This is a genomic window from Methylobacterium persicinum, assembly GCF_022179525.1.
GTDB classification, from domain to species: domain Bacteria; phylum Pseudomonadota; class Alphaproteobacteria; order Rhizobiales; family Beijerinckiaceae; genus Methylobacterium; species Methylobacterium persicinum.
The window spans coordinates 1-17237 of the sequence record NZ_BPQX01000069.1 but is presented as its reverse complement, the minus strand read 5'-3'; the positions used below and the strand labels follow the sequence as shown (position 1 = coordinate 17237).

Below are 17237 nucleotides of genomic sequence, written 5' to 3'. Positions count from 1 at the left end.
TCCCAGCGGAAACGGGGTAAGTATCCGGTGCCCTTCTCACAAGGTCCGCGCCGCAGCGCGCCCGTGAGCTCCCCAGGGTCCTGCCAAGACGGTTCGCCAAAGTCGATGTACGGGCTTCACGCCGCGGTGCGGCCCGCCCTCCGGAGCCCTTCCCCGGGCGTTTGGCGCGAAACCGACCTCCCTGTCCCGTTCCTTCGTCGGTTCAAGACATTCCATGACTTCAGACTCCGACGCCCTCGCCGATCTCGAGACCGTTGAACCGGCCGAGACCGCCGTGGCCGCCCTCGCCGGCATGCGCGAGGTGAAACTCTCCGAGCTCAAGGCCAAGACGCCGACCGAGCTCACCGCCTTCGCCGAAGAGGTGGAGGTCGAGAACGCATCGACCATGCGCAAGCAGGAGTTGATGTTCGCCATCCTGAAGCAGCTCGCTTCGAAGGAGGTGGAGATCATCGGCGCCGGCACCGTCGAGGTGCTCCAGGACGGCTTCGGCTTCCTGCGCTCCAGCGATTCGAACTATCTGCCGGGTCCGGACGACATCTACATCTCGCCGACCCAGATCCGCCGCTTCGGCCTGCGGACCGGCGACACGGTCGAGGGTCCGATCCGTGGCCCGAAGGACGGCGAGCGCTACTTTGCGCTGCTGAAGGTCAACACGATCAATTTCGAGAACCCCGAGAAGATCAAGCACAAGGTCCACTTCGACAACCTGACGCCGCTGTTCCCGACCAAGCGGTTCAAGCTCGAGCTGGACAACCCGACCAAGAAGGACTTCTCGCCCCGGATCATCGACATCGTGGCCCCGATCGGCAAGGGCCAGCGCGCCCTGATCGTGGCGCCGCCGCGCACGGGCAAGACCGTGCTGATGCAGAACATCGCCCAGTCGATCACCCTGAACCACCCCGAGTGCTACCTCATCGTGCTGCTCATCGACGAGCGCCCGGAGGAGGTGACCGACATGCAGCGCTCGGTGAAGGGCGAGGTCATCGCCTCCACCTTCGACGAGCCGGCCACCCGCCACGTGCAGGTCGCCGAGATGGTCATCGAGAAGGCCAAGCGTCTCGTGGAGCACGGCCGCGACGTGGTCATCCTGCTCGATTCGATCACCCGCCTCGGCCGGGCCTACAACACGGTGGTGCCGTCCTCCGGCAAGGTGCTGACCGGCGGCGTGGACGCCAACGCCCTGCAGCGGCCGAAGCGCTTCTTCGGCGCCGCCCGCAACATCGAGGAGGGCGGATCGCTCTCGATCATCGCCACGGCCCTCATCGACACCGGCTCCCGCATGGACGAGGTGATCTTCGAGGAGTTCAAGGGCACCGGCAATTCGGAAATCATTCTCGACCGGAAGGTTTCCGATAAGAGAATCTTCCCCGCCATCGACATCACGAGGTCGGGCACCCGCAAGGAAGAACTGCTGGTCCCGCCGGACTCGCTCAAGAAGACCTATGTCCTGCGGCGAATCCTCAATCCGATGGGCGTGACTGACGCAATTGAGTTCTTGTTGGACAAATTGCGCCAGACAAAGACAAACACTGATTTCTTCGACTCGATGAACACATAAAATAAAGTTTAGAAACAATCTCGAGGGTTGCCGGCGGACGCCGATTCAGGAGATACGATCCTTCTCGCGCTCCAATGCAAAGGTCCGTCGATGGGATCACGTCTCGCCTCTCCGCCATCGGCCCTCGCGGCCGCCGGCATCGTCGGTCAGTGGGAGATCGACGGCGCGGCCGAGACGGGAACGCTCGACCGGGCGGGGGCCAGGTACGTCTTCGACGACGAGAACTTGGCGGGCGTCGCCGTGCCCCTCGCCCGGACCTTCGCCATGGTCCACGAGGACGACAGGCAGGCCGCGACCAATCACTGCCGGGAGCGCATGCGGTCGGGCGGGTCGTCCCTGATGGAATTCCGGGCGATCCTCCCCAGGGTCGGATTGCGGCGAATCCAGGCACGGGGCTTGTTCGCATGGAGCGAGGATGGCCGAATCATCGGCCGCGGCGTGTTCATCGACATTACCAGCGATGACGCACTCTCGGCCGAGGCGACCTGTATCGCATCCCCGCGCCCGGTGTCGGCCGCCGAGCCGGTCGATCCCTTGATGGAAGCTGCCGAGCGCAGCATCGAGGTGCGCACCGCCCTCGGCCGCAGCGGCCACGGCGCCCTCCGTCTCGCCGCCGACCTCCTCCTCTGGGAGATCAACACCGCCATGGCCGCCCGCCACACGGTGAGTGACAAGGCCGTGCCCGGCCTCACCAAGGCCATTCCCGGCATTTCCAAGCCCCTGCGTTGACATTCGGCTAACCGATTTCTGCGAGTGTCCCGGCAGGGGTCAGGTGGCGTAGCGGCCCCGGCGACAGCCCTGCCGACCGGCCCGGAGCCGGCGGTGGGGCGCGTCGCACAGCGAGCCGATTCCCTTGCAGGATCGCCGCGAACCGTGACACTGGGGCGATGACGTCTCCCTGGCTCGGCCCGGCGCCGCTTCTCCTCGCTTCGACCAGCGCCACGCGCCGCCTGCTTCTGGAAAGCGCGGCCCTACCCGTCGAGACAACTTCCCCCGGCGTGGACGAACGGGCGGTGGAGGCGGCGTCCGAGAACCTGTCGCCTCAAGATCTTGCCCTCGCCCTGGCCCGGGCCAAGGCGGAGGCCGTGGTCGCTCGCCACCCCGGACGGGTCGTGGTGGGGGCCGATCAGGTGCTCGCCCTCGACGGGACCGTCTTCCACAAGCCCGCGGACGGGCTGGCGGCACGGGAGCACCTCGCCCGGCTCGCGGGCCGGACCCATGCGCTCCATTCCGCCGTGGCCCTGGTCCATGACGGGGTGAGCGACCTTTTCACGGATACGGCGCGGATGACCATGCGCCCCCTCTCCGCGGATGCGATCGAAGCCTATGTCGCCTGCGCCGGGGAAGCCCGCATCTGCAGCAGCGTCGGCGGCTACCAGCTGGAAGGGCCGGGCATCCATCTGTTCGAGGCGGTGGAGGGCGCCCACAGCACGATCCTGGGCCTGCCCCTCACGCCCCTGCTCGCCCGCCTCCGGGCGGCGGGCCTGCTGCGGTTCTGAAGCCGCGTCCGGCCGGGGCACGCCAGGCAGGGAGACTGTGAACCGCGATTCGCCCCACCCTGTCCCTCATCCTGAGGTGCCGTCGCGAAGCGTCGGCCTCGAAGGAGGGCTCCAGCTTCCGCGCGATCCCTGGAGCCCTCCTTCGAGGCCGCAGACGCGGCACCTCAGGATGAGGGATGAGGCAGCGGGTGGGGATGACGGATGGCGTTCCTGAGCGTCCCCGTTGGCCGGACCCGCCATTGGGTGCCTCGTCCGCCGCCCGCACCGGTCGCCCGACGGGCAGATCGAAGGGTAACAGACGGCGCCGGGTGAGGTATGACGGGCCTTCCGAGGCAAGGGTGAACAGCATGGGCGCCGGACACGATCACGGACATGGTGGCCATAGCCACGGCAGCCATTCCCATGGCGGCCATTCCCATGCGCCCAAACGGTTCGGCACGGCCTTCGCCGTGGGCATCGCCCTGAACACCGCCTTCGTGGTGATCGAGGCCGGCTACGGCTACGCCGCCAACGCCATGTCCCTGGTGGCGGATGCGGGCCACAACCTGTCCGACGTTCTCGGCCTCCTCGCCGCCTGGGTTGCCTCGGTCCTCGTCCGGCGGCAGAGGACGGCGCGGTTCACCTATGGCTTGCGCGGCTCGTCGATCCTCGCGGCCCTGTTCAACGCCGTGTTCCTGCTCATCGCCATGGGCGCCGTGATGTGGGAGGCGGCGGTGCGCCTCGTCCACCCGGAGCCCGTCGCGGGCGGCACGGTGATGGTGGTGGCCGCCATCGGCATCCTCGTGAACGGGGTGACGGCGTGGCTGTTCGCCAGCGGCGCCAAGGGAGACATCAACATCCGGGGCGCCTACCTGCACATGGCCGCCGACGCCGCCGTCTCGGCGGGGGTGGTGCTGGCGGGCCTCGCCATCTGGGCGACCGGTCTCGAATGGATCGATCCGGCCGTGAGCCTCGTGGTGGCGGGCCTCGTCGTCTGGGCGACCTGGGGGCTGCTCCGCGACAGCGTGGCCATGTCCCTCGACGCCGTGCCACCGGAGATTTCCCCCACGGCGGTGGAAGGGTTCCTGCGCGACCGGCCCGGGGTGTCCGATCTGCACGACCTGCACATCTGGTCGATGAGCACGACGAGCGTGGCCCTCACCGCGCATCTGGTGATGGGGGAAGGGCATCCCGGCAACGGCTTCCTCCTCGAGACGGCCGACGGCCTGCGTGAACGGTTCGGCATCGGACACGCCACCCTCCAGATCGAGGAGGCGGGCGGCCCCGATTGCCGCCTCGCGGGAGCCTGCGCGGCATGATCAGGGCCTTCGTCGTCGGGCATCCCATCGCCCATTCCCGCTCGCCGCTGATTCATGGTCACTGGCTCGCCGCCCACGGGATCGACGGCAGCTACGAGCGCATCGACGTGCCTCCGGCCGACATCCAGGCGTTCCTGCGGGGCCTGTCGGAGTCGGGCTTTGCCGGGGGCAACGTCACCCTCCCGCACAAGGAGGCCGCCTTCGCCCTCTCCGACACCCTGACCCCCCGGGCGGAGGCGATCGGCGCGGTGAACACCCTCGTCGTCGGCGCAGACGGCCGCCTCCACGGGGACAACACCGACGCGCCGGGCTTCTGCGCCCATCTCGACCGGAGCCTCGGGGCGGATTGGCCGGTGCGCGGCGAGGCGGTGATCCTGGGTGCCGGCGGCGCGGCGCGGGCCATCGTGGTTGGCCTCGCCGAGCGGGGCGTCTCGCGCATCCGGGTGGCGAACCGCACGAAGGCGCGGGCCGAGGCGGTCGCCGCCCTGGCTCCGGGCGTCGCTGAGCCCCTCGCCTGGGCGGACCTTCCGGCGGCGATGGCGCGGGCGGGCCTCCTGGTGAACACCACGTCGCTAGGCATGAAGGGGCAGCTGCCCCTGGCCCTCGACCTCGCCCCGCTCCCGGCCGGCGCGGCCGTGGCCGACATCGTCTACGCGCCCCTGGAGACGGACCTTCTTGCCGCGGCCCGTGCCCGGGGGCTCGCTGCGGTGGACGGGCTCGGGATGCTGCTGCACCAGGCCGTACCCGGCTTCGAAGCGTGGTTCGGCGTGCGGCCGGAGGTGACGCCCGCCTTGCGCGACGTGATCGTCGCGGACCTCCTCCGATGAGCGCGGCGGGGCGGCGCCGGCCCTGCATCCTCGGCCTCACCGGCTCCATCGGGATGGGCAAGTCGGCGACCGCCACCATGTTCCGGGCTTTGGGTGTGCCCGTCCACGACGCGGATGCGGCGGTCCACGCCCTCTATGGGCCGGGGGGCGCGGCCGCCAGGGGCATCGGCCGGGAGTTCCCGGGGGTGATCGATCCGCAGGGTGGCGTCGATCGGGGGGCGCTGCGGGCGGCGGTGCTCGGGCAGCCGGACCGGCTCGCCCGGCTCGAGGCCCTGGTCCATCCCCTGGTGCGGATCGAATCGGATGCCTTCCTGCTGGCGCACCGGGACGCGCCCCTCGTCGTCCTCGACATCCCCCTCCTCTACGAGACCGGCGGCGAGGGCCGCTGCGATGCCGTGGCAGTGGTGAGCGCACCGGCCGCCGTCCAGCGCGAACGCGTCCTCGCCCGACCGGGCATGACCGAGGCCGCCTTCGCGGCGATCCTCGCCAAGCAGATGCCCGATGCCGAGAAGCGGGCCCGGGCCGACTACGTCATCGACACCGGCAGGGGCTTTTCCTACGCCGAGGCGGAGGTGGCGCGGATCGTGGCGGTGCTCGGCGCCCACCCCCTGCCGCGGTCGAACGCGGCAAAACCAGTGGGCTGAAGCATTTTTATCATCCTTGGATCAGGTCATCCCCGCGGTCATTGCGAGCGCGGCGGAGCAACCCAGGGATCCGCCACACTCCGAGACGTCCCGCGGCCCTGGATTGCTTCGCCGTGCTCGCAATGACGACGAGGCTGGGACGGAGGGGAGCCGATCCCACGGTTCCCGAAGACGCGCTAAGGGCGTAGGTTCGGCGGCCATCGCCCCACGGACCGGCAGGACCCGACAGAATGCTGCGTGAGATCGTCCTCGATACCGAGACCACCGGCACCGAGGCCCAGAACGGCGACCGGCTGATCGAGATCGGTGCCATCGAGCTGTTCAACCACATCCCGACGGGCCGGGACTTCCACCGCTACGTCAACCCGCAGCGGGCGGTGTCGGAGGGCGCCTTCGCCGTGCACGGGCTGTCCGACGCGTTCCTGTTCGACAAGCCGGTCTTCGCCGCGATCCTGCCCGACCTGCTGGACTTCCTGGGGGATGCCCGCCTCGTCATCCACAATGCCCCGTTCGACGTGGGCTTCCTCAACATGGAATATGCCCGGCTCGGTGCGAAGGCCCCCCCGCCGATCCGGCTGGAGGATGTCGTCGACACCCTGCCCATGGCCCGGCGCAAGCATCCCGGCGCAGCCAACAATCTCGACGCCCTCTGCTCCCGCTACGGGATCGACAATTCCCGCCGCACCAAGCACGGGGCGCTCCTCGACGCGCAGATCCTGGCCGAGGTCTATGTCGAATTGCTCGGCGGCAAGCAGACGAGCCTCGGCCTCCTCATGGCGGAAGCCGCCGCCCCCGCCGCCTCCGACACGCCCGGCGCTGTGCCCGTGGCACCGAGGGCCTTCCGCAGCCGCCTGACCGATGCCGAACGGGAGCGTCACGATGCGTTCCGCGGGAGCTTTGGCGCGGGGGCGATCTGGTCGGACTACATCGGCGGCACGGAACCCGCCTGATCCAATCCGTCCGATCGCGCCATGCTGCGCGATCGGACCCATCCGCCTGCCCTATCCTTCCTGCGCTGCATTGCAACAAGCGCCTATTGCAATGCAAAAATGACCCTCTATATGCCATCCAGCTGGATGGTAGGAGACGGGTCGTGGCGCGAGCCCAAGTGTTGCAGAGCCAAGCGGGGCCGGGTTCGCGGGTCCCCGAGAGCGAGAAGATCACCATCAATCTTGGTCACGTCGATCTCGGCTACGTGGATCTGCTCGTGGCCGAGGGCGTCTACGCCAACCGCAGCGATTTCATCCGCACGGCGATCCGCAACCAGATCGGTCGGCACGCGGACATCACTAAGCAATCGGTGGAGCGGCGCAGCATCGAACTCGGGCTGTGCCGGATCGGCCGGGCTGAGCTCGAGGCGGCCCGGGCCGAGGGCCGGATGCTCGACATCCGGGTGCTCGGCCTCGCCACCATCGGGCCGGACGTCACCCCCGAACTCGCCCGCGACACCATCGGCACCCTGACAGTCCTGGGCAGCCTCCAGGCGAGCCCGGCCGTCCGCGCCGCCCTCGCCGACCGCCTGCGCTGACCGCAATCCCGAGACGAGGGACACCCATGTCCGACCTATTCGGCAAATTCGACCCGAAGTCCGGGACCCGGTCTCCGGGGGATCCCCTGGGGGATCTGGCGGAGGCCACCCGGCTGACGGGTCTCGGACGCCTGGAGGAGGCGACCGCCCTCATCCAGCGCTCCCTGTCCGGCAAGGGCGGACTGCCGCGCCAGGGCGCCGAGCCGTCCCCGGGCCTGCGGATGCGGGAGGTGGTCGAGACCGTGGTGCGCGGGATCGGGCCGGTGCTGAAGGGCCTCGGCCATCCCCTGCGCGCCCCGGCGCCCGAGGCGGATGGTGAGGCCACGCCGGGATCCTTCGTCGGCCGTAGCCTCTCGGTCGCCGCCGGCTCGCGGGACTACAAGCTCTTCATCCCGAGCGCGCCGCAGGAGGGGGCCCCCCTCGTGGTGATGCTCCACGGCTGCACGCAGAACCCCGACGACTTCGCCGCCGGCACCGGCATGAATGCCCTGGCCGAGCGGGCCGGGATCTTCGTGGCCTACCCGGCCCAGAGCCGGTCGGCGCATCCGCAGAAGTGCTGGAAGTGGTACGATCCCGGCGACCAGGGCCGGGAGACCGGGGAGCCCGCCATCGTGGCCGCGATCACCCGCGCCGTGATGGCCGAATTCCCCATTGATCCGGGCCAGGTCTACATCGCGGGCATGTCGGCGGGGGGCGCGGCGGCCCTGAACATCGCCCACGCCTATCCGGACCTCTATGCCGCCGTCGGCGTCCATTCGGGTCTCGCGGCGGGTTGCGCCCGGGATCTCGGCTCGGCCCTGGTGGCGATGCAGGTCGGGGCGCCGGGCCTCGGGACGGGGCCGCATTTCGGCGCTGCCGTCACACCCAAGCGAATCCCGACGATCGTCTTCCACGGGAGCGACGACAACACGGTGAGCGTGCGCAACGCCGACCAGATCCTGGCCCAGGCCGAGGCCTCCGGTCTCACGGCGAGCGCCGAGAGCTTCGAGGGCACGGATGCGCGCTTCGGCGGCCACGCCTTCACGCGGACGCGTTATACCGACCGCGCCGGGTGCGTCGTCCTGGAGGACTGGCGCATCCGGGGCGCCGGCCATGCGTGGTCGGGCGGCAGGCCGGAGGGCAGCTATACCGATCCCGGGGGACCGGACGCCTCCCGGGCGATGCTCGACTTCTTCGCCGGGCACCGGCTGCCGAAATCCCGCTGACGTCCGCCACGATGCAGAGACCAGGACCCGAACCGATGACCGCGCCCATCCCCACCTTGTCCGGCCTGTCGGAGATCGCCGAGGGGCGCGACCTGATCCTCTGCGACGTCTGGGGCGTGCTCCATGACGGGCAGAAGGCGCACCGTGCCGCGGGCGAGGCGCTGATCCGGTTCCGCGCCCTCCCCGGCCCGCGCAGGCGGCGGGTGGTGCTGGTTTCGAACGCCCCCCGGCCGGGCGACGGCGTACAGCGCATCCTCGACCGGTTCGGCGTCCCGCGGGAAGCCTACGACGGGATCCTCACCTCAGGCGACCTCACCCGCGATCTGATCGCGGCCCGGCCCGGCGCCCGGGTGCGCCATGTTGGGCCGGAGCGCGACCTTGGCGTCTTCGCCGGTCTCAACCTGACGTTGGTGCCCGAAGAGGAAGCCGACCTCGTCGTCTGCACCGGCCTGTTCGACGACCGAGCGGAATCGCCCGACGACTATCGCGACGAGCTGAGCCGCCTCGCCCGGCGGGGCCTGACGATGATCTGCGCCAACCCCGACCTCGTCGTCGAGAGCGGCAACCGGCTCATTCCCTGTGCCGGGCTGCTGGCCGCGGCCTATGCGGATCTCGGCGGCGAGGTGATCTATGCCGGCAAGCCCCACCGGCCGGTCTACGAGGCCGCACTCTCCGCCGCCGCCGCCCTCGACGGGGGTGCACCGGACGACAAGGGGCGGGTGCTCGCCATCGGGGACGCCATCCGCACCGACATCACCGGGGCCGGCGGCTTCGGCATCGCGAGCCTCCTCGTCGCCCGGGGGATCCACGCGGAGGAACTCGGCGTCTCGGCGGAGCACCACCGCCTCGGCGACGTGGCCGAGTGGCTGTCCCGGCAAGCCGTCCGGCCGGACGCCATCATGGAGTGGCTGATTTGGTAGGCGCTTCCAGCGCCTTCGCCCCGTGGAGTCAAGTTCAACACATCCCGGGAGATGACCGAATTTATATCCTTTCACGCGCCAGCGTTCTCCGTCAGTGCGAACGGAGCGAGGCAATCCAGGGCATCGGGACGTCTCAGGCCAAACCGGATCCCTGGGTTGCTTCGCTTCGCTCGCAATGACAGCGGAGAGGACGTGATCCAAATATGACAGAACGCGCTCCATTTCGTTGTTTTTGCTGCGTTTTATAACGCAGAGCCGGCATCCATATGGGCGGAGGAAGCTCTCAATACCGCTTGAGTGGAGCACACAACTGCATGTTTCTGTGACCGGCTTCACCACACCTTAGGTGATCGGTGCTTTGATCCCCATCCGAAAGGCGGGCGACATGACCAAAGCGACCATCAAACGGTGGCGAAAGGGGGAGCTGTACGAGACGCTCTGCCTCCTGCTGATCGGGGCGGGGATCTGGTTCGTGGGGATCACCCTCGGCTCCTTCGACGTCCTCCACGAGGTCGTGCAGACCTACCGCCTCGGTGACTTCATGATCCTCGGCGCCTGCATGGGCGTGGCGATCTGCGGGGCGAGCGTCCGGAAGTCGATCCTCATGCGCCACCTCATGCTGGAGCGGGACGCCGCCGCCGCCCATGCCGAGGCGGTGGCCCGGCACGACGGCCTCACCGGCCTCGCCAACCGCCGCCGGTTCCTCGAAGAGGTCGAGCGCGTCCGCAGGCAATCGCCGTCGGACCTGTCGGCGGTGCTGCTGATCGACCTCGACCGGTTCAAGCCAGTCAACGATCTCTACGGCCATGCCGCGGGCAACGCCGTGCTGTGCGCCGTGGCGGAACGCCTGACGGCCCTTCTGCCGCAGGGCGGCGTCGCCGCGCGCCTCGGCGGCGACGAGTTCGCCCTTCTTGTCCCCCTCACCCACGGCAGCGAGGGGCTGACCCGCCTCGCCCAGGGTGTCATCGCGGCCATCGCCGCGCCGATCGAGTGGAGCCAGAACGAGCTGAAGGTCGGGGCCACGGTCGGCGTCGCGGCCGCCACGGCGGATTACGCGGATGCCGACGCGATCCTCCATGCGGCGGATCTGGCCATGTACCAGGGCAAGAAGGAAGGCCGCGGGACCTACCGCTTCTTCCGCAGCGCCATGGACGAGGAGCTTCGTGCCCGCGCACGCCTGGAAGGCGAATTGCGGACCGCCATCGAGCAGGGGGCGATCGAGCCCTTCTACCAGCCGGTGGTGGCCCTGCCCGACAAGAAGATCGTTGGCGTGGAGGTTCTCGCCCGGTGGCGCCACCCGGAGCGCGGCCTCGTCAGCCCCAACGAGTTCATCCCCGTGGCCGAGGAGACGGGGATGATCTCCGAACTCAGCTACAACCTGATCCGCCGGGCCTGCATCGATGCGCGGGACTGGCCGGGCGACCTGGTCCTGGCCGTCAACATCGCCCCGCACCAGTTCCAGGACGCGTGGCTCGCCGAGCGCATCCTCGCGATCCTCACCGAAACCGGCTTCCCGCCGGGACGTCTTGAGGTCGAGATCACCGAGAGCGCCCTGATCCAGGATTTGGAGGCCACGCGGGCGACGCTGACCTCCCTCCAGCGCCTCGGCGTGCGCATCGCGCTCGACGATTTCGGCACCGGCTATTCCAGCCTGTACCACCTGCGCGAACTGAAGTTCGACAAGCTCAAGATCGACCGGAGCTACGTCGATGCGATCACCATGAGCGACGAGCGCGCCAAGCTGGTGGACGCGATCATCAAGCTCGGCTCTAGCCTCGGCCTCGCCACGACCGCCGAGGGCATCGAGACCGACGCCAGCGTCGATTGGCTGTCCGACCAGGGCTGCAATTTCGGACAGGGCTACCTGTTCGGCCGGGCCATGCCGAAATTCGAGATGGACGGGATCCTGTCCGGGATGACCGCGGGGGCCCCGATCCCGGACCTGCTCGTCGGCCCCGACAGGGTCGCCGTTCCGGAGGGGGGCGTTCCCAAGGGCGGCACTGACAAGGACGGGGTCCCGAAGGGAGCCTTCGTCACTCTGGCGCGGGCCTCGTGACCCGCGGCCCGTCGGGGGCGGAGCCCGTCAGCGGGCCTCGCTGACCCGGCGGGTGGCCTTCTGCTCGCGCTTGTAGGCGGTGATCGCCGTGGCGCAGTCGGCGGACAGCTTCTTCATGTTGGTGCGGAAGCAGGCCTCCACCTCCGGGCCGCCCGGGGAATAGGCGCTGCAGAGCTCCATGTAGTCGCCGGTGCAGGCCCGCTTGAGCGCATTCCGCGCGGGCGAGGACTCGGCGAGGGTCGCGGCGGGGGCCGCGCCGATGGCGAGGGCCAGCAGGGCCGCCAGGGTCTTGGACATCGAACTTCCCTTTACGCTTCACCACGTCGCCGGGGCTGAAACCCGGCGGCGGCGATGCGGATGCCTCCCGACGATGGCATGAGCATGGCGCAGATCTCGGCGCCCCCGCCGGCACGCCCATGCTTCTGCCGCGGCGCACAAGATCACCTTCGCCGCAGGCACCGTGTTGGGAACTCCACACTGTTGCCCGCTTTGAGGCGCCCTGTGTCGTTCTGCGGTTCACTGTGGCCGCATAGCCACGGAGCCCCCCGTGTTCAAGACCGTCGTCGCGATCCTGACCGTCCTCGCCGTCGTCGCCGTCGGAGGCTTGGTCAAGCTGCCGCTCCTGCCCTTCCGGATGCTCCGCGGCTTCCTGCGCCGCCAATTCGCTACCGCCTGACCCGCGGGGGAACGCGCCCTCGGGAGCTGCTGGGTGATTGGCGGGGGCAGGGACGGCGCGGCTGTCGGCGCCCCCGGCGATCTGCTATGCGCGGGCCTTTCCCGCCGCGCGCTCCCGGTTCCGGTGAGCGCCCCATAGGAGGACGGGGCGGCCCGCGGGGACGCTCCGGGACAGGATGCGTCTGATCGTCGGCCTGGGCAATCCGGGCCCCCGCTACGCCGCCAACCGGCACAATATCGGCTTCCTCGCCATCGACGAGATCGCCCGCATCCACCGGGCGGCCCCGTTCCGGCGGCGGTTCCAGGGCGAGGCGGCGGAGGTGGCGCTCGGCTCCGAGCGCGCGATCCTGCTCAAGCCACAGACCTTCATGAACGAATCGGGCCGCGCGGTCGCCGAGGCACAGCGCTTCTACAAGATCGCCCTGTCGGACGTGATCGTGCTCCACGACGAACTCGACCTGCCCCCGGCCAAGCTGCGGGTGAAGCAGGGCGGCGGCAATGCCGGGCATAACGGCCTGCGCTCGATCACCGCCCAATGCGGCAACGAGTACCGCCGGGTGCGGCTCGGCATCGGGCACCCCGGCGACAAGGCGCTGGTCCACGCCTACGTGCTCAACGATTTCGGCAAGGCCGAGATGCCCTGGGTCGAGGACCTCTGCCGGGCGGTGGCCGACCACGCCGCCGTGCTCGCGGCGGGCGAGGATGCGAGCTTCCAGAACAAGGTCCACCTCGCCATGGCCGGTCGCGGCTGGGACGAGGTGAAGACGCTCGGCGCGAAAAATTGACACGAAAACACGGGGACACGATATCCGGGGTAGCGGAGCCGGAACGATGCTGACCATCACCGTGAGCCTGGACGATGTGGTGCTCCAGCGGGCGCAGGAGGATGCGGCCCGCGAGGGGACGAGCCTGTCCGAATTCATCGCCAAGACGGTCGAGCAGCGCGTCGGGCGTCCGACGCTGCCACAGTCCGAGGCGATGAAGCGGTTCCTCGCCGGGCCGCCGCTGCACGTTCTGGATGCGAACGGAAAGGCACCGACCCGCGATCAGATGTACGATGACGACTGAGTCGGTCTTCGTCGAGACGAACGTCTTCCTGTACGCCCGTGACGACCGTGAACCTTCGAAGCAAGCCGCTGCGGCTCGCTGGCTGTCAGTGCTGGCGGACCGGGGTGCCCTTGTGGTGAGCCCTCAGGTGCTCGGCGAGTTTCTCCACGTCACCCTCAGGGGGAAGCTGCCGATCACGGCCGACGCGGCCCGGCAAGCGACCCTCGAACTTGAAGCCTACTCCCAAGGTGCCGTCGACCTTGAATTGATTCGGATCGCGTGGTCACTCCGGCGGGAGACCGCGTTCCAATGGTGGGATTGTGCCATCCTCGGCGCAGCCCTTCGCGCCGGCTGCCGGTATCTGCTGACCGAGGACTTTCAACACGGTCGCACGCTTCACGGCGTCACGATCCTCAACCCCTTCACTGTCGGCCCTGAAGCCGTCGGCGCAGAACACTAGGACACGTCATGGGCTTCAAATGCGGCATCGTCGGCCTGCCGAACGTCGGCAAGTCGACCCTCTTCAACGCGCTGACGCAGACCGCGGCGGCGCAGGCGGCGAACTATCCGTTCTGCACCATCGAGCCCAATGTCGGCGAGGTGGCGGTGCCCGATCCGCGCCTCGATGACCTCGCCCGCATCGCCGGCTCGAAGGAGATCATCCCGACGCGGCTGACCTTCGTGGACATCGCCGGCCTCGTGCGCGGCGCCTCGAAGGGGGAGGGGCTCGGCAACCAGTTCCTGGCCAACATCCGCGAGGTCGATGCCATCGCCCACGTGGTGCGCTGCTTCGAGGACGGGGACGTCACCCATGTCGACGGCAAGGTCGACCCGGCCGCGGACATCGAGACCATCGAAACCGAGCTGATGCTGGCCGACCTCGACAGCCTGGAGCGCCGGGCCGTCGCCCTGGAGAAGAAGGCCAAGGGCTCCGACAAGGAGGCCAAGGAGGCGCTGGACCTCGTGAACCGCGCCCTGCCCTTGCTGCGCGAGGGCAAGCCCGCCCGCCTCGTGGAGCGCAAGCCCGAGGAGGAGCGCCTGTTCCAGTCGCTGGGCCTGATGACCGCCAAGCCCGTCCTCTACGTCTGCAACGTGGACGAGGGCGACGCCGACAAGGGCAACGCCCATTCGGATGCCGTCTTCGCCCGGGCCAAGGCGGAGGGCGCCGTGGCGGTGGTGGTCTCGGCCAAGATCGAGAGCGAGATCGCCGTGATGCCGGCCGCCGACCAGGGCGACTTCCTGGAGGCGGTGGGCCTGACCGAGCCCGGCCTCAACCGGGTGATCCGTGCGGGCTACGACCTGCTCGGCCTCGTCACCTACTTCACCGTCGGCCCGAAGGAGGCCCGGGCCTGGACCATCACCAAGGGCACCCGCGCGCCGGGCGCCGCCGGGGTGATCCACTCGGATTTCGAGAAGGGCTTCATCCGCGCCGAGACCATCGCCTTCAAGGACTATACCAGCCTGAAGGGCGAGTCCGGCGCGCGGGATGCCGGCAAGTTGAGGCTTGAGGGGAAGGAATACGTGGTGCAGGACGGCGACGTCTTGCATTTCCGCTTCGCGAACTGACCTCCCATCACAGCCGGACACCGAATGCCCGACCTGACCTTCGACGACTTCTCCGTCGGCGACGTTCTGACCGGCGAGCCGCTGGCGGTGACCCGCGAGGACATCGTCGGCTTCGCCAGGGCGTTCGACTTCCAACCCTTCCACCTCGACGAGGCGGCGGCGGAGAAGACCTTCGCCGGGCGCCTCATCGCCTCCGGGTGGCACACGGCCTCGCTCGGGATGCGCCTGTTGCAGCAGGGGCCGTTCCAGGGAGGCTCGTCGCTGGGTGCCCCGGGGATCGACGAGTTGCGCTGGCTGGCGCCTGTCCTGCCCGGCGACACGTTGCGGGTGCGGCTGGAGATCACCGGCCTGCGGGATTCCGCGACCAAGCCCGGCCTCGGCTTCGTGAGTGCCCTCCTCGGCCTGGAAAACGGCCGGGGGGAGAGCGTGATGACCCAGCGCTTCACATTCATGCTCGCCCGCGCCGGCACGGACCCCCTGCCGCCCCGGCCCGTCACCCTCGCCGCGCCGCATCCGCTGCCGGAGACCAACGATGCCGAGGCGATTCCCTTTCTGGGCGAGGCCGCGATCGGCCTGACCCGGGAGCTCGGGTCATATACGTTCGACGCGGAGTCCGTCGTCGCCTTCGCCCGGGCCTACGATCCGCAGGCCTTCCACCTCGATGACGGGGCGGCCCGGCGGACGCATTTCGGCGGGCTCTGTGCCTCGGGCTGGCACACGGCGGCGGCCTACATGAACCGCCTGCTCACCACCCGCGCCCGGGACGCGGCCTTCACCGCCGCGCGGGGCCCCGTGCCCGAATCCGGGCCCTCGCCGGGCTTCCGCAACATGCGCTGGATAAGGCCCGTCTATGCCGGCGACACGATCCGCTTCGCCACACGCCTCACCGACAAGCGCGCCTCCGGCTCCCGCCCGGGCTGGGGCATCGCGTTCTCCCGGAACACGGGGGTGAACCAGCGCGACGAGCCGGTCTTCGCCTTCGACAGCACGGTGTTCATGCAATGGGCGCCGGACGGGGCGTAACGCGGGAAGCCCGGCCACCTCGTCTTTGCGAGCGCAGCGAAGCAATCCAGGGATCCGCCAAGTGCGGACACGGCCCGCTGCCCTGGGTAGCTTCGCTGCGCTCGCAAAGACGGCGCCGCCGCCTTCGCCCATTTACACCGCCCAACGCCGCCGGTATCACCCCGGCCCTGACTTTCCTCTCTTCCGAAACACCAGATGCGCGCCGAGATCGAGCAAGCCTCGGATGCCGCCAAGCAGTCTATAGGACTGCTGAGGAGGCATCTTTGACTGGGACACAGTCGACAAACGCCTCGCGGAGCTGAACGCCCGCTCCGAGGACCCGGACCTGTGGAACGACGCCGAAGCCGCCCAGGCGGTGATGCGCGAGCGCCAGCAGCTCGATGAATCCGTCCAGGCCATCCGCAAGCTGGAGCGCGACCTTGAAGACGCGGCGACGCTGATCGAACTCGGCGAGATGGAGGGCGATTCCGCCTCCATCACCGAGGGCGAGCAGCAGATCCTCGCCGTCGAGAAGGAGGCCGCGAGCCGGCAGGTCGAGACCCTGCTGTCGGGCGAGGCGGACGGGTTCGACACCTATCTGGAAGTCCATGCCGGCGCGGGCGGCACCGAGAGCCAGGACTGGGCCAACATGCTCCAGCGCATGTACGCGCGCTGGGCCGAGCGGCGGAAGTTCAAGGTCGACGTGGTCGAGATGACCGACGGCGAAGAGGCCGGGATCAAGGGCGCGACGCTCCTGATCAAGGGCCACAACGCCTATGGCTGGCTCAAGACCGAATCCGGCGTCCACCGCCTCGTGCGGATCTCGCCCTACGATTCCAATGCCCGGCGGCATACGAGCTTCGCCAGCGTCTGGGTCTATCCGGTGATCGACGACCGGATCGAGATCGAGATCAAGGAATCCGACTGCCGGATCGACACCTACCGCTCGTCCGGCGCCGGCGGCCAGCACGTCAACACCACCGACTCGGCGGTGCGCATCACCCACAACCCCACGGGGATCGTGGTGGCGTGTCAGCAGGAGCGCTCGCAGCACAAGAACCGGGCCACCGCCTGGAACATGCTCCGCGCCCGCCTGTACGAGGCGGAGTTGAAGAAGCGCGAGGAGAAGGCCAACGCGGAGGCCGCCGCCAAGACCGATATCGGCTGGGGCCACCAGATCCGCTCCTACGTGCTGCAGCCGTACCAGCTGGTGAAGGATCTCCGGACGGGCACCCAGTCCACCGACCCGGACGAGGTGCTCGACGGGGCCATCGACCCGTTCATGGAGGCCTCCCTGGCCCAGCGGGTCTACGGCGGCGTCGAAGGCGTCGAGGACATCGATTGATCCCCTGGAGGGACGGTCTTGATGTGACCTGCCCCGCCCTCTCCCATCATCCTGAGGTGCCCGCGTC

At 69.2% G+C, this 17237-nt stretch carries 19 protein-coding genes; 18 read left to right on the top strand and 1 reads right to left on the bottom strand.

Features of this window, described 5'->3' with window-relative positions:
* Window positions 1-214: 214 nt before the first annotated feature.
* The 11 genes from rho (at window position 215) to MFF22_RS23200 (ending at window position 11535) form a co-directional block, all read left to right on the top strand.
* Window positions 215-1558: a transcription termination factor Rho gene (rho, locus tag MFF22_RS23250; protein ID WP_238253059.1), complete on the top strand. Its 1344-nt coding sequence runs from the start codon at window positions 215-217 to the stop codon at window positions 1556-1558.
* Between the two features lie 90 nt (window positions 1559-1648).
* Window positions 1649-2287 (top strand): hypothetical protein, encoded by a 639-nt coding sequence (locus MFF22_RS23245; RefSeq protein WP_238253057.1) that lies wholly within the window; start codon window positions 1649-1651, stop codon window positions 2285-2287.
* Between the two features lie 158 nt (window positions 2288-2445).
* A complete protein-coding gene (locus MFF22_RS23240) occupies window positions 2446-3057 on the top strand; it encodes a Maf family nucleotide pyrophosphatase (RefSeq protein WP_238253055.1) in 612 nt (203 codons plus the stop codon).
* A 347-nt stretch (window positions 3058-3404) separates the two neighbouring features.
* Window positions 3405-4355: a cation diffusion facilitator family transporter gene (locus tag MFF22_RS23235; protein ID WP_238253054.1), complete on the top strand. Its 951-nt coding sequence runs from the start codon at window positions 3405-3407 to the stop codon at window positions 4353-4355.
* Window positions 4352-5182 carry a shikimate dehydrogenase gene (locus MFF22_RS23230; protein WP_238253053.1) on the top strand — a complete coding sequence of 277 codons (831 nt, stop codon included), beginning with the start codon at window positions 4352-4354 and terminating at the stop codon, window positions 5180-5182. The genes MFF22_RS23235 and MFF22_RS23230 overlap by 4 nt, the downstream gene beginning before the upstream one ends.
* Window positions 5179-5826 carry a dephospho-CoA kinase gene (gene coaE / locus MFF22_RS23225; protein ID WP_238253052.1) on the top strand — a complete coding sequence of 216 codons (648 nt, stop codon included), beginning with the start codon at window positions 5179-5181 and terminating at the stop codon, window positions 5824-5826. Before MFF22_RS23230 ends, coaE begins: the two co-directional genes overlap by 4 nt.
* A gap of 230 nt (window positions 5827-6056) precedes the next feature.
* Window positions 6057-6776 (top strand): DNA polymerase III subunit epsilon, encoded by a 720-nt coding sequence (gene dnaQ, locus MFF22_RS23220; RefSeq protein WP_238253051.1) that lies wholly within the window; start codon window positions 6057-6059, stop codon window positions 6774-6776.
* A 143-nt stretch (window positions 6777-6919) separates the two neighbouring features.
* Window positions 6920-7354: a ribbon-helix-helix domain-containing protein gene (locus tag MFF22_RS23215; protein WP_238253050.1), complete on the top strand. Its 435-nt coding sequence runs from the start codon at window positions 6920-6922 to the stop codon at window positions 7352-7354.
* A 26-nt stretch (window positions 7355-7380) separates the two neighbouring features.
* Window positions 7381-8559, top strand: a complete 1179-nt coding sequence (locus MFF22_RS23210; RefSeq protein WP_238253049.1) for an extracellular catalytic domain type 1 short-chain-length polyhydroxyalkanoate depolymerase — start codon at window positions 7381-7383, stop codon at window positions 8557-8559.
* Between the two features lie 35 nt (window positions 8560-8594).
* Window positions 8595-9479, top strand: coding sequence for a TIGR01459 family HAD-type hydrolase (locus MFF22_RS23205; protein ID WP_238253048.1), 885 nt, complete (start codon window positions 8595-8597; stop codon window positions 9477-9479).
* 385 nt (window positions 9480-9864) lie between these two features.
* Window positions 9865-11535 carry a putative bifunctional diguanylate cyclase/phosphodiesterase gene (locus tag MFF22_RS23200; RefSeq protein ID WP_238253047.1) on the top strand — a complete coding sequence of 557 codons (1671 nt, stop codon included), beginning with the start codon at window positions 9865-9867 and terminating at the stop codon, window positions 11533-11535.
* A gap of 27 nt (window positions 11536-11562) precedes the next feature.
* Here the strand turns inward: MFF22_RS23200 and MFF22_RS23195 are convergent, their stop codons facing one another.
* Window positions 11563-11832 carry a hypothetical protein gene (locus MFF22_RS23195; protein WP_238253045.1) on the bottom strand — a complete coding sequence of 90 codons (270 nt, stop codon included), beginning with the start codon at window positions 11830-11832 and terminating at the stop codon, window positions 11563-11565.
* Between the two features lie 250 nt (window positions 11833-12082).
* On the opposite strand from MFF22_RS23195, the gene MFF22_RS24730 reads away from it, so the two are divergent.
* From MFF22_RS24730 to prfB, 7 genes are all read left to right on the top strand, one after another.
* Entirely contained in the window at window positions 12083-12211 is a 129-nt protein-coding gene (locus MFF22_RS24730) for a hypothetical protein (protein ID WP_283206207.1), read from the top strand.
* A 175-nt stretch (window positions 12212-12386) separates the two neighbouring features.
* The gene (pth, locus tag MFF22_RS23190) at window positions 12387-12995 is read left to right on the top strand and encodes an aminoacyl-tRNA hydrolase (RefSeq protein ID WP_238253043.1); all 609 of its coding nucleotides are present in this window, start codon (window positions 12387-12389) and stop codon (window positions 12993-12995) included.
* A 46-nt stretch (window positions 12996-13041) separates the two neighbouring features.
* Window positions 13042-13278 carry a hypothetical protein gene (locus MFF22_RS23185; RefSeq protein ID WP_238253041.1) on the top strand — a complete coding sequence of 79 codons (237 nt, stop codon included), beginning with the start codon at window positions 13042-13044 and terminating at the stop codon, window positions 13276-13278.
* Window positions 13268-13717, top strand: a complete 450-nt coding sequence (locus MFF22_RS23180; RefSeq protein ID WP_238253040.1) for a PIN domain-containing protein — start codon at window positions 13268-13270, stop codon at window positions 13715-13717. Before MFF22_RS23185 ends, MFF22_RS23180 begins: the two co-directional genes overlap by 11 nt.
* Window positions 13718-13725: 8 nt before the next feature.
* Window positions 13726-14823 carry a redox-regulated ATPase YchF gene (gene ychF / locus MFF22_RS23175; protein ID WP_238253039.1) on the top strand — a complete coding sequence of 366 codons (1098 nt, stop codon included), beginning with the start codon at window positions 13726-13728 and terminating at the stop codon, window positions 14821-14823.
* A 24-nt stretch (window positions 14824-14847) separates the two neighbouring features.
* Window positions 14848-15846: a MaoC family dehydratase gene (locus MFF22_RS23170; RefSeq protein ID WP_238253038.1), complete on the top strand. Its 999-nt coding sequence runs from the start codon at window positions 14848-14850 to the stop codon at window positions 15844-15846.
* A gap of 195 nt (window positions 15847-16041) precedes the next feature.
* Window positions 16042-17170, top strand: a protein-coding gene (prfB, locus tag MFF22_RS23165; RefSeq protein ID WP_238253037.1) for a peptide chain release factor 2 whose coding sequence is annotated in 2 segments (ribosomal slippage) — window positions 16042-16110 and window positions 16112-17170 — 1128 coding nt in all. Because the reading frame shifts where the segments join, the coding sequence is not laid out codon by codon here.
* The last annotated feature ends 67 nt before the right edge of the window (window positions 17171-17237 follow it).

What these genes read in the sequence shown, in the direction of transcription:
- rho (WP_238253059.1), top strand. Translation starts at nt 215, where the DNA reads ATGACTTCAGACTCCGACGCCCTCGCCGATCTCGAGACCGTTGAACCG.
- MFF22_RS23245 (WP_238253057.1), top strand. Translation starts at nt 1,649, where the DNA reads ATGGGATCACGTCTCGCCTCTCCGCCATCGGCCCTCGCGGCCGCCGGC.
- MFF22_RS23240 (WP_238253055.1), top strand. Translation starts at nt 2,446, where the DNA reads ATGACGTCTCCCTGGCTCGGCCCGGCGCCGCTTCTCCTCGCTTCGACC.
- MFF22_RS23235 (WP_238253054.1), top strand. Translation starts at nt 3,405, where the DNA reads ATGGGCGCCGGACACGATCACGGACATGGTGGCCATAGCCACGGCAGC.
- MFF22_RS23230 (WP_238253053.1), top strand. Translation starts at nt 4,352, where the DNA reads ATGATCAGGGCCTTCGTCGTCGGGCATCCCATCGCCCATTCCCGCTCG.
- coaE (WP_238253052.1), top strand. Translation starts at nt 5,179, where the DNA reads ATGAGCGCGGCGGGGCGGCGCCGGCCCTGCATCCTCGGCCTCACCGGC.
- dnaQ (WP_238253051.1), top strand. Translation starts at nt 6,057, where the DNA reads ATGCTGCGTGAGATCGTCCTCGATACCGAGACCACCGGCACCGAGGCC.
- MFF22_RS23210 (WP_238253049.1), top strand. Translation starts at nt 7,381, where the DNA reads ATGTCCGACCTATTCGGCAAATTCGACCCGAAGTCCGGGACCCGGTCT.
- MFF22_RS23205 (WP_238253048.1), top strand. Translation starts at nt 8,595, where the DNA reads ATGACCGCGCCCATCCCCACCTTGTCCGGCCTGTCGGAGATCGCCGAG.
- MFF22_RS23200 (WP_238253047.1), top strand. Translation starts at nt 9,865, where the DNA reads ATGACCAAAGCGACCATCAAACGGTGGCGAAAGGGGGAGCTGTACGAG.
- MFF22_RS23195 (WP_238253045.1), bottom strand. Translation starts at nt 11,832, where the DNA reads ATGTCCAAGACCCTGGCGGCCCTGCTGGCCCTCGCCATCGGCGCGGCC.
- pth (WP_238253043.1), top strand. Translation starts at nt 12,387, where the DNA reads ATGCGTCTGATCGTCGGCCTGGGCAATCCGGGCCCCCGCTACGCCGCC.
- MFF22_RS23185 (WP_238253041.1), top strand. Translation starts at nt 13,042, where the DNA reads ATGCTGACCATCACCGTGAGCCTGGACGATGTGGTGCTCCAGCGGGCG.
- MFF22_RS23180 (WP_238253040.1), top strand. Translation starts at nt 13,268, where the DNA reads ATGACGACTGAGTCGGTCTTCGTCGAGACGAACGTCTTCCTGTACGCC.
- ychF (WP_238253039.1), top strand. Translation starts at nt 13,726, where the DNA reads ATGGGCTTCAAATGCGGCATCGTCGGCCTGCCGAACGTCGGCAAGTCG.
- MFF22_RS23170 (WP_238253038.1), top strand. Translation starts at nt 14,848, where the DNA reads ATGCCCGACCTGACCTTCGACGACTTCTCCGTCGGCGACGTTCTGACC.